The organism is Tumidithrix elongata BACA0141 (genome assembly GCF_036349135.1).
Taxonomy (GTDB): Bacteria; Cyanobacteriota; Cyanobacteriia; order Pseudanabaenales; family Pseudanabaenaceae; genus Tumidithrix; species Tumidithrix elongata.
The window spans coordinates 1-7915 of sequence record NZ_JAZBJZ010000171.1 but is presented as its reverse complement, the minus strand read 5'-3'; the positions used below and the strand labels follow the sequence as shown (position 1 = coordinate 7915).

9 protein-coding genes are annotated in these 7915 nt (G+C 48.1%); 7 read left to right on the top strand and 2 right to left on the bottom strand.

What is annotated here, in order from left to right; translation table 11 throughout:
- Nucleotides 1-508: 508 nt before the first annotated feature.
- Complete coding sequence (locus V2H45_RS24040; protein WP_330486232.1) at nucleotides 509-685, bottom strand: hypothetical protein; 177 nt, start codon at nucleotides 683-685, stop codon at nucleotides 509-511.
- Here V2H45_RS24040 and V2H45_RS24035 point away from each other — a divergent pair.
- The 5 genes from V2H45_RS24035 to V2H45_RS24015 all read left to right on the top strand — a co-directional run bounded on the left by V2H45_RS24035 (nucleotide 684) and on the right by V2H45_RS24015 (nucleotide 1900).
- On the top strand, nucleotides 684-830 hold the full coding sequence (locus V2H45_RS24035) for a hypothetical protein (protein ID WP_330486231.1): 147 nt from the start codon (nucleotides 684-686) through the stop codon (nucleotides 828-830). The genes V2H45_RS24040 and V2H45_RS24035 overlap by 2 nt on opposite strands.
- A 28-nt stretch (nucleotides 831-858) precedes the next feature.
- Nucleotides 859-1011, top strand: coding sequence for a BrnT family toxin (locus V2H45_RS24030; RefSeq protein ID WP_330486230.1), 153 nt, complete (start codon nucleotides 859-861; stop codon nucleotides 1009-1011).
- Nucleotides 995-1246 carry a BrnA antitoxin family protein gene (locus V2H45_RS24025; RefSeq protein WP_330486229.1) on the top strand — a complete coding sequence of 84 codons (252 nt, stop codon included), beginning with the start codon at nucleotides 995-997 and terminating at the stop codon, nucleotides 1244-1246. Before V2H45_RS24030 ends, V2H45_RS24025 begins: the two co-directional genes overlap by 17 nt.
- Nucleotides 1247-1370: 124 nt before the next feature.
- The gene (locus V2H45_RS24020) at nucleotides 1371-1604 is read left to right on the top strand and encodes an addiction module protein (protein WP_330486228.1); all 234 of its coding nucleotides are present in this window, start codon (nucleotides 1371-1373) and stop codon (nucleotides 1602-1604) included.
- The gene (locus V2H45_RS24015) at nucleotides 1604-1900 is read left to right on the top strand and encodes a type II toxin-antitoxin system RelE/ParE family toxin (protein ID WP_330486227.1); all 297 of its coding nucleotides are present in this window, start codon (nucleotides 1604-1606) and stop codon (nucleotides 1898-1900) included. The genes V2H45_RS24020 and V2H45_RS24015 overlap by 1 nt, the downstream gene beginning before the upstream one ends.
- Before the next feature lie 116 nt (nucleotides 1901-2016).
- Here the strand turns inward: V2H45_RS24015 and V2H45_RS24010 are convergent, their stop codons facing one another.
- On the bottom strand, nucleotides 2017-2379 hold the full coding sequence (locus tag V2H45_RS24010; RefSeq protein WP_330486226.1) for a hypothetical protein: 363 nt from the start codon (nucleotides 2377-2379) through the stop codon (nucleotides 2017-2019).
- An 88-nt stretch (nucleotides 2380-2467) separates the two neighbouring features.
- On the opposite strand from V2H45_RS24010, the gene mrdA reads away from it, so the two are divergent.
- Both mrdA and pruA read left to right on the top strand, forming a co-directional pair.
- On the top strand, nucleotides 2468-4291 hold the full coding sequence (mrdA, locus tag V2H45_RS24005) for a penicillin-binding protein 2 (protein ID WP_330486225.1): 1824 nt from the start codon (nucleotides 2468-2470) through the stop codon (nucleotides 4289-4291).
- Between the two features lie 412 nt (nucleotides 4292-4703).
- Complete coding sequence (pruA, locus tag V2H45_RS24000) at nucleotides 4704-7676, top strand: L-glutamate gamma-semialdehyde dehydrogenase (protein WP_408648896.1); 2973 nt, start codon at nucleotides 4704-4706, stop codon at nucleotides 7674-7676.
- Nucleotides 7677-7915: the final 239 nt, after the last annotated feature.

Below are 7915 nucleotides of genomic sequence, written 5' to 3'. Positions count from 1 at the left end.
GGAAAGGCTCTGGCAGTTTAACGGTAGACATTTTTACGCCGTAGTCTACTAGCCCAGCTTATTAACTCGTACTATCTAAAACACAGTTTAACTGGGAAAGACGAGAATGGTAATTCGGCTTATACAAAGGGACAAGGTTTCATTCAGCAGAATGCTGGATACATCTCAACTGAGATCTTCCCAACCAATGACCAAGAGGCAAAATTTTCCTTTCTTATTGGTGCTTACCAACGGTATGGGCAAGAAAGGCGCAATATGTATCAGTTTGCCAATGCTTATCATAAAGCCAAGCTTGTGCAACAACTTTTAAAAGATCTTGGTAGCCCTCATGTAGTTTTTGTCTATTCTCCACCTGACTGTGCACCGTGTATCTATAGCATTGCATTTGAACCAACAGAAAACTTAATCAAACGGCTGAATTTAAAACTGTTTGGATAAGATACTGACGGTAGAATAAACATAGCGTTTTAGTTCAATTCACTGCACTAGCTGATTGACTGACAAAAGCCTAGCAAATCCAGTCTAGAATTTGAGCAGAGAACTCTAAACGATATAACTTCTGCTTGTATTTTTTGATAGAAGCGATGGCAAAATCAGGATCGTGATTAGTGCGATCGCCGATCTTGTAGGGTGCGTTCCCTACTGCAACTACTACCCAATAGATAGATTTTTGGGAACGCATCATGCTCATGAATTCTTTAAAGCAAGCGATCGCAGCCTTACAACGCCCATGCACACCGACCACCGAGAGTCGATCGGTTATGATGCCAAAGTTATCTGCGGCGGGTGATGGGCAACGTTATACCTATTCAGACAATCATCTAGCATAAAGCCCGTTCTTATGCATATAATATATGTATGGAAGTTGAATGGGATCCGAACAAGGCAGCTACCAATCTGCAAAAGCATGGAGTGCGCTTTTCTGACGCAGAGTCAGTTTTGTTTGATCCGATGATTTCAGCCCGTTCAGCGACCCGTTCTGAGAGGCAAAAGTATGAAAGCGGAATATGATTTTAGTCAAGCCAAGCGGGGTGCTGTTATTCCCCAAACAGGCAAAACTCGCATCACAATTTATATTGATGATGATGTGTTAGAAACCTTTCGAGAACGAGGTGATTCTGCTGGCAAAGGGTATCAAACTATGATGAATGAAGCTTTACGGCAGTATCTAGAAAAGGTTAAGCAGCCCCTAGATGAAGACACCCTACGCCGAGTTATTCAAGAGGAACTTCGTGCAGTGAGGTGATTGAGTGTTTATTGGTCTTCCTGCCTTGATAATGTCCTAACGATTAGGACTTACTTAATAACGCTACAGCAAACTCTCAAGCTAAGATATAGATTACTATTGGCTCCATTCGAGAGGTATAGCTATGGATCTATCCACAACCCTATTACAAGTCAAAGCACTAACCATTGACGATCGCATTTGGCTAGTTCAAGCTATCTGGGACAGCATCAGTGCAGAGCCAGGACAACTTGAGCTAACAGAGGCGCAGAGCCAAGAGTTATCACGCCGTCTTACTGACCACAAAATTAATCCTCAAGCAGTAGTTTCTTGGCACAATGTTAAAGCTCAGGCACTTGCTAGAGCAGGGATACATTAATGAGTTTGCCGATTGTATTTCGGGTTGAGGCACAGGCTGAATTTGACGAAGCATTTGATTGGTATGAGCAACAGCGAACAGGGCTTGGGGTTGACTTTCTCATGTGTGTTGCTGAGATATTGGAACACATTGAGTCATTGCCAGAAGCCTATGAGATTATTTTCGAGGATGTCCGACGCGCAGTTGTCCGTAAGTTTCCATACCTAATTCTGTATAAGGTTGAACCCGATCGGGTTGTGGTACTGGCAGTGTTTCACAGTAAGCGTGACCCGCAGGTGTGGCAAGATCGGGTCTAACGTTATACCAACAGCGATCGCACCGTTAAAATTGTCTGTTTCGAGCAGAGATTAGGCAATCAAGAATGTTTTGCTTTGTTGTTTGGTTCTGAGAAGTTATTGGCGATTCCTTAGGTTCAACCCGCACAGCTTTTGAGCAACACGCCCAGTAATACGCCTACCCCACCAAACCGCACGATTTGCCAAAAGGGTTCGCGAAAACTATTCCAAGATAGCAACCGACTTTCTAGGTCTACCTCAACCAATTCGAGTTGTTCGGTGATTTTGTCGAGTTCTTGCTTGAGTTGTGCCTTCTGCTCTGAGGGTAAATCCTGCTTAATTTCTGCTTGCAGATCGGCTTGCTGCTGTTGGAGTGCTTGGCGATCGCGCTGCCCAGTCTTAACCTGCGACAATCTTTGCTTTACCTCTTGCAACAGTTGCTCGGCTTGCTGCAACTGCGCCTCTAGTTCATCCCACTCTGACGACTTACCTACTGACACAAATGAATAAAACGGTAAAATTAAGTAATCCCCTGCATTCTATAGCAGTTCAGTTGCCAATCCTAAAATACTCATACTGAGTTAACCTATGACGCTAACCCCAAACAAACCAACGGTCACATTACCCACAGAATCTACGCGCACCGTCGGAAAAGGGATGCGGGTGGCGGTGATGTTTATCTTGAGCGTGATCGTCTTAATTGGCATTTTAGGGGGACGGGTTGGTTATTTGCAGTTAATCGAAGGCGATCGCAACCGTCAACTTGCTGAAAACAATCGGATACGACTGATCGCCAAGGCTCCCGAACGCGGACGCATCTTCGATCGCAAAGGGAATATTATGGCGACGAGCCGACTTGCCCATGCGATTTACCTATGGCCGATCGCCCAACCCAAGGAAAAATGGCCAGCCACCATCGATCGCTTGGCAGAACTCATGGAAGTGCCAGCCAATAAGATTGCTGAAAAACTCGAACAGGAAGGCTACAACTCTCCCAACTTAGTCCGCGTTGCCGCCGCAATTAGTCCCAAACTAGTAACGCGACTGTCCGAGCATAGCCGCGAATTGATTGGGGTCAAAGTCGATCCAGAGGCGGTGCGCTACTATCCCAACGGTGATGTTGCTGCCCATCTACTTGGCTATACGGGCGAACTTACCTCCGACGATTTAAAAGAGCGCCGTGAAAAGGGCTATCGCCCTGGGGATGTTATGGGCAAAGCCGGTGTAGAAGATGCTTTTGAGACCATGTTACGCGGTGAGTGGGGCGGACAACAGGTAGAAGTAGATGCGATGGGCAAGGTGTTGCGCGTTTTAGGGCAAAAGCCACCTATACCAGGCAATGCGGTGCGCTTAACCATCGACCTCGACTTACAAAAAGCCGCAGAGGCTGCCTTGGGTGAGATCAAGGGTGCGATTATTGCCATGAATCCCAATAATGGCGAGATCTTAGCAATGGTCAGCCATCCCACCTTCGATCCCAATGTATTTTCGGGAAAAATTTCAGAAGCAACATGGGCTCGCTTGCAAGCTGCCGATCATCCCTTCGTCAATCGCGCTTTACAGGGATACCCTCCTGCCAGCACGTTTAAAGTAGTGACAATGACTGCGGGCTTAGAGTCTAAGGCATTTGCACCCAACGATCTGTTACCGACATACGCCTATTTGGATGTAGGCGGTATTCAGTTTTGGGATCATAATAGTGCAGGATTTGGCACGATTGGCTTTTCTGAGGCAATGGCTTATAGCAGTAACACCTTTTTTGGACAGGTAGGTCGGCGGGTGGGCGAGCGTACTTTGGCGGAATGGGCTCACAAGTATGGATTTGGAGCCCATACAGGTGTGGAGTTAGCCAGTGAAGAGGCTATAGGTCTCGTGCCAGACCCAGAATGGAAACTTAAAACGATTAAGGAGCCTTGGTTTGAAGGCAACACGATCAATATGTCGATCGGTCAAGGGGACGTACAGGCAAATTTATTGCAAGTGGGGATGATGGTCTCTGTGCCTGCAAATGGAGGGTATTTGATCAAGCCCCATCTCTTGCTAGAAGATACAGCCTCAAAAGAATGGCGCAAGTCACTCAATCTAGCACCGAGTACCTTAGATGCATTACGACAAGCTCTACGTGCCGTATTCCAAATTGGTACTGCTCACTCACTGAACTCGGAAGAATATGCGATGGCAGGCAAGTCGGGCACAGCCGAAGATCCCCCTCGTCCTAACCATGCTTGGTTTACTTGTTTTGCTCCCTTTGAGAGTCCAGAGATTGTCGTTACTGCTTTTGCTGAAAATGCTGGTGGCGGTGGTAGCACGATCGCGGGGCCGATCGCAGTGAAAGTCGTTGAAGCCTATATGAAGATTAAGACGCAACCCAATGCGCCCAATAACCCACCCGTTCCTACCTTGAACCAGTAAGGGCTGGTTTTTCTTGATTCACAATAAACTCTTGATTTTATCAAGGAATGCTTTGCTTCCAATTATGATGAGTTCCTGACGTAATTAACGTCGGCTCGGGATAAGAAAACCTGAAACGCTATACATCCCAAAGATCCCTCCCAGCCCCCCTTGAAAAAGGGGGGAGAACTCACTTGTCCCCCTTGAAAAAGGGGGATGCCCGATAGGGCAGGGGGATCAAACCTCTTGGTTCCAGCAAGTCGGCTTGCTTTGTTCCGAAATCCTTAATTAATTAGTTTTGCCGTGTCGAATCCCTATGGCATAAGCTCCTATTGAAGTGGGAAAATAGATATACTGGATTTCCGCAGATACAGGAGTTTCAACCACTGTGGTTACGCCAGCAAATCTACCCCTAATCGATCCAGTTGTGAATATGTCGAATCCCTCAACCCCATATGAGGCAAAAACCCGTGAAATTGCCCAGAAAATTTTAGAAGCTAGTAAAGGTTCCTTCTGGACAAAGCTTAAGGATGATTTGCGTCTAGACGACAAGCTGATGGCTTGGGCAATGGGAAATGAAGGGCTGCGGGTACAGATGTTTCGCCTGATTGACTGTTTGCCTGCCCTACGCAGCAAGCCCGAAACTGCACGCCATATGCAGGAATATCTCGCCAGCGATGCGGTGGAAGTGCCTGCACTCAAATCGCTGCTTAACTTTAGTACCGATAATCCCAACTCCCCCACAGCGATCGTGGCGGCGACCACCCTCTCTGCTGCGGTTGAATCGCTCGCCCGTCGCTACATCAGCGGCGCTAACTTAGCAGAGGCGATCAAAAACATTGAAAAATTACGACGCGATCGCTTTTGCTTCACGATGGACTTACTCGGAGAAGCCGTGATTAGCGAAGTGGAAGCGAAGTCATACCTAGAACGCTATGTACAGATGATGACGGAGCTAACGGCTAAAGCCAAGTCTTGGCAGGTCATCGAGCAAATCGATCTAGCCGATGGCGAAGTTCTACCGAGGGTTCAGGTTTCGGTAAAGCTCAGTGCCTTCTATTCGCAATTCGATCCGCTCGATCCAGTTACCACCACCCAAAAGGTGGGCGAACCCGTTCGCACCTTACTTAGAAAAGCGAAGGAATTGGGCTGTGGCGTCCATTTTGATATGGAACAGTATGCCTATAAAAACCTCACCCTAGAGATTCTCAAGCAGGTTTTAACGGAACCCGAATTTTGCGATCGCACCGATGTTGGGATTACGTTGCAGGGCTATTTGCGCGATAGCGAACAGGATTTGTTAGGGCTAGTGGCATGGGCAAAAAAACGGGGTAAACCTGTGACCGTGCGTCTCGTCAAGGGAGCCTATTGGGATCAAGAAACGATCAAGGCATACCAACAGGGATGGGATCAACCTGTTTTTGCCCAGAAAAGCTCTACCGATGCCAACTACGAACGCTTGATTGAAATTCTATTAGAGAATTATAACTATCTCTATGCCGCAGTGGGAAGCCATAACGTGCGTTCTCTCGCCAAAGCGATCGCGATCGCCCAGACCTTAAAGATTCCGCGCCGTAATTTTGAACTTCAGGCACTCTATGGCATGGGCGATAAATTTGCCAAAGCGATCGCCGATCTGGGCTATCGGGTGAGAATTTACTGTCCCTTTGGCGATCTAATTCCGGGCATGTCCTACCTGATTCGGCGCTTGTTAGAGAATACGGCAAACAGTTCGTTTTTGCGCTTGAGCGTGAATGAATCTCGCCCCATCGACGAACTGGTGGCGATTCCCACAATGGAAACCACGAATGGGAAATCCCGACATATTGCCTTCGATGGCTTTGTTAATGCTCCCGACGCTGACTATTCCCAAGATCGCGAGAGAACTGCGGCGGAAAAAGCCATTCAATCTGTTCTCCATCAGTTTGGCAAAACCTACTTCCCTGTGATTAATGGGGAATCCATCCCAACGGCATCCTTTGTGGAATCGCTCAATCCCTCTAACTTTAAGCAGGTGGTGGGTAAAATTGGACTAGCAAGCATTCCCCAAGCTGATCTAGCAGTTACAGCAGCGAAACAGGCATTCCCCGCATGGAAAAAGCTGTCTCCAAAATCTAGAGGGGACATTCTGCGTAAGGCTGCCGATCTGATGGAAGCACAACGGGCAGAACTGACGGCATGGATTGTCTGGGAAGTAGGCAAGCCCCTGCGCGAAGCCGATGCGGAAGTTTCGGAAGCGATCGACTTCTGTCGCTACTATGCCAAGGAAATGGAGCGAATTTCTCAACCCCATCAGCGCAATGTCCCCGGCGAAGACAACACCTATATCTATCAGCCTCGTGGTGTGGTGGTGGTCATTTCTCCTTGGAACTTTCCCTTTGCGATCGCTTTAGGTATGAGTGTTGCTGCCCTAGCCGCAGGCAATACGGTAATTCTTAAACCTGCCGAACAGTCCTCTGTGGTGGGGGCAAAAATCGCCGAAGTCCTGCAAGCCTCTGGCATGCCCAAAGGAGTATTTAACTATCTGCCCGGTATCGGTTCGGAAGTGGGAGCGCATTTGGTCAAACATCCCAACGTGCATTTGATTGCGTTTACAGGTTCGCAACAGGTGGGCTGTCAAATCTATGCCGATGCCGCGATTTTGCGTCCCGGGCAAAAGCATATGAAGCGCGTGATTGCTGAGATGGGTGGCAAAAATACAATCGTGATTGATGAGAGTAGCGACCTCGATCAAGCGGTTGTGGGTGTGATGAATTCTGCCTTTGGCTATGCTGGTCAGAAATGTTCGGCATGTTCTAGAGTCGTCGTACTATCGCCTGTCTATGACAACTTCCTGCACCGACTGGTGGAAGCAACCCGTTCCCTCGTCGTGAATGAAGCCCATCTTCCCAATACCAAATTGGGCCCTGTGATCGATGCCGATGCTCAAGCCAAGATTCGTAGCTACATTGCCAAAGGACATGAAACCGCTAAGGTGGCGTTAGAGATGCCCGTTCCCGAGCATGGCTATTATGTCAGTCCCACGATTCTCTCGGAAGTCGAGCCTGAAAGTGCGATCGCCCAAGAGGAAATCTTTGGCCCCGTACTTGCTGTGATCCGAGCCGAGAGTTTTGAGCAGGCTCTCGCGATCGCCAACAACACCCCCTATGCCCTCACAGGCGGTCTCTATTCCCGCACGCCTTCCCACATCGATCGCGCCTATCGCGAATTTGAAGTCGGGAATCTCTATGTCAATCGCGGTATCACAGGGGCTTTGGTCGATCGCCAACCCTTTGGGGGCTTTAAGCTGAGTGGCATTGGTTCCAAAGCGGGCGGCCCCGACTATCTGCTCCAATTCCTCGAACCACGCGTCATCACTGAGAATACGCAACGGCAAGGCTTTGCACCGCTGGATATGATTGAGTAATTCATTGTGAATTTATCGGGCGATTCGTGTTTATTCTATTCCTGCGATCGCATTTTTATTCAGGGATTTCACCGAAGCGAGTGCAAGATCTTAGATCCGATCGGGATTGACTCCAATCGATCTGAGATACGCTGCTAACTTTTCCTTGTTGATCATCTTCGGGCATTAGCTCGCCAATTCAAGAATGAAATGCAACGCCTAGAGATCTTTGCGTAAAGGGACTCATAAGGATAATCTGA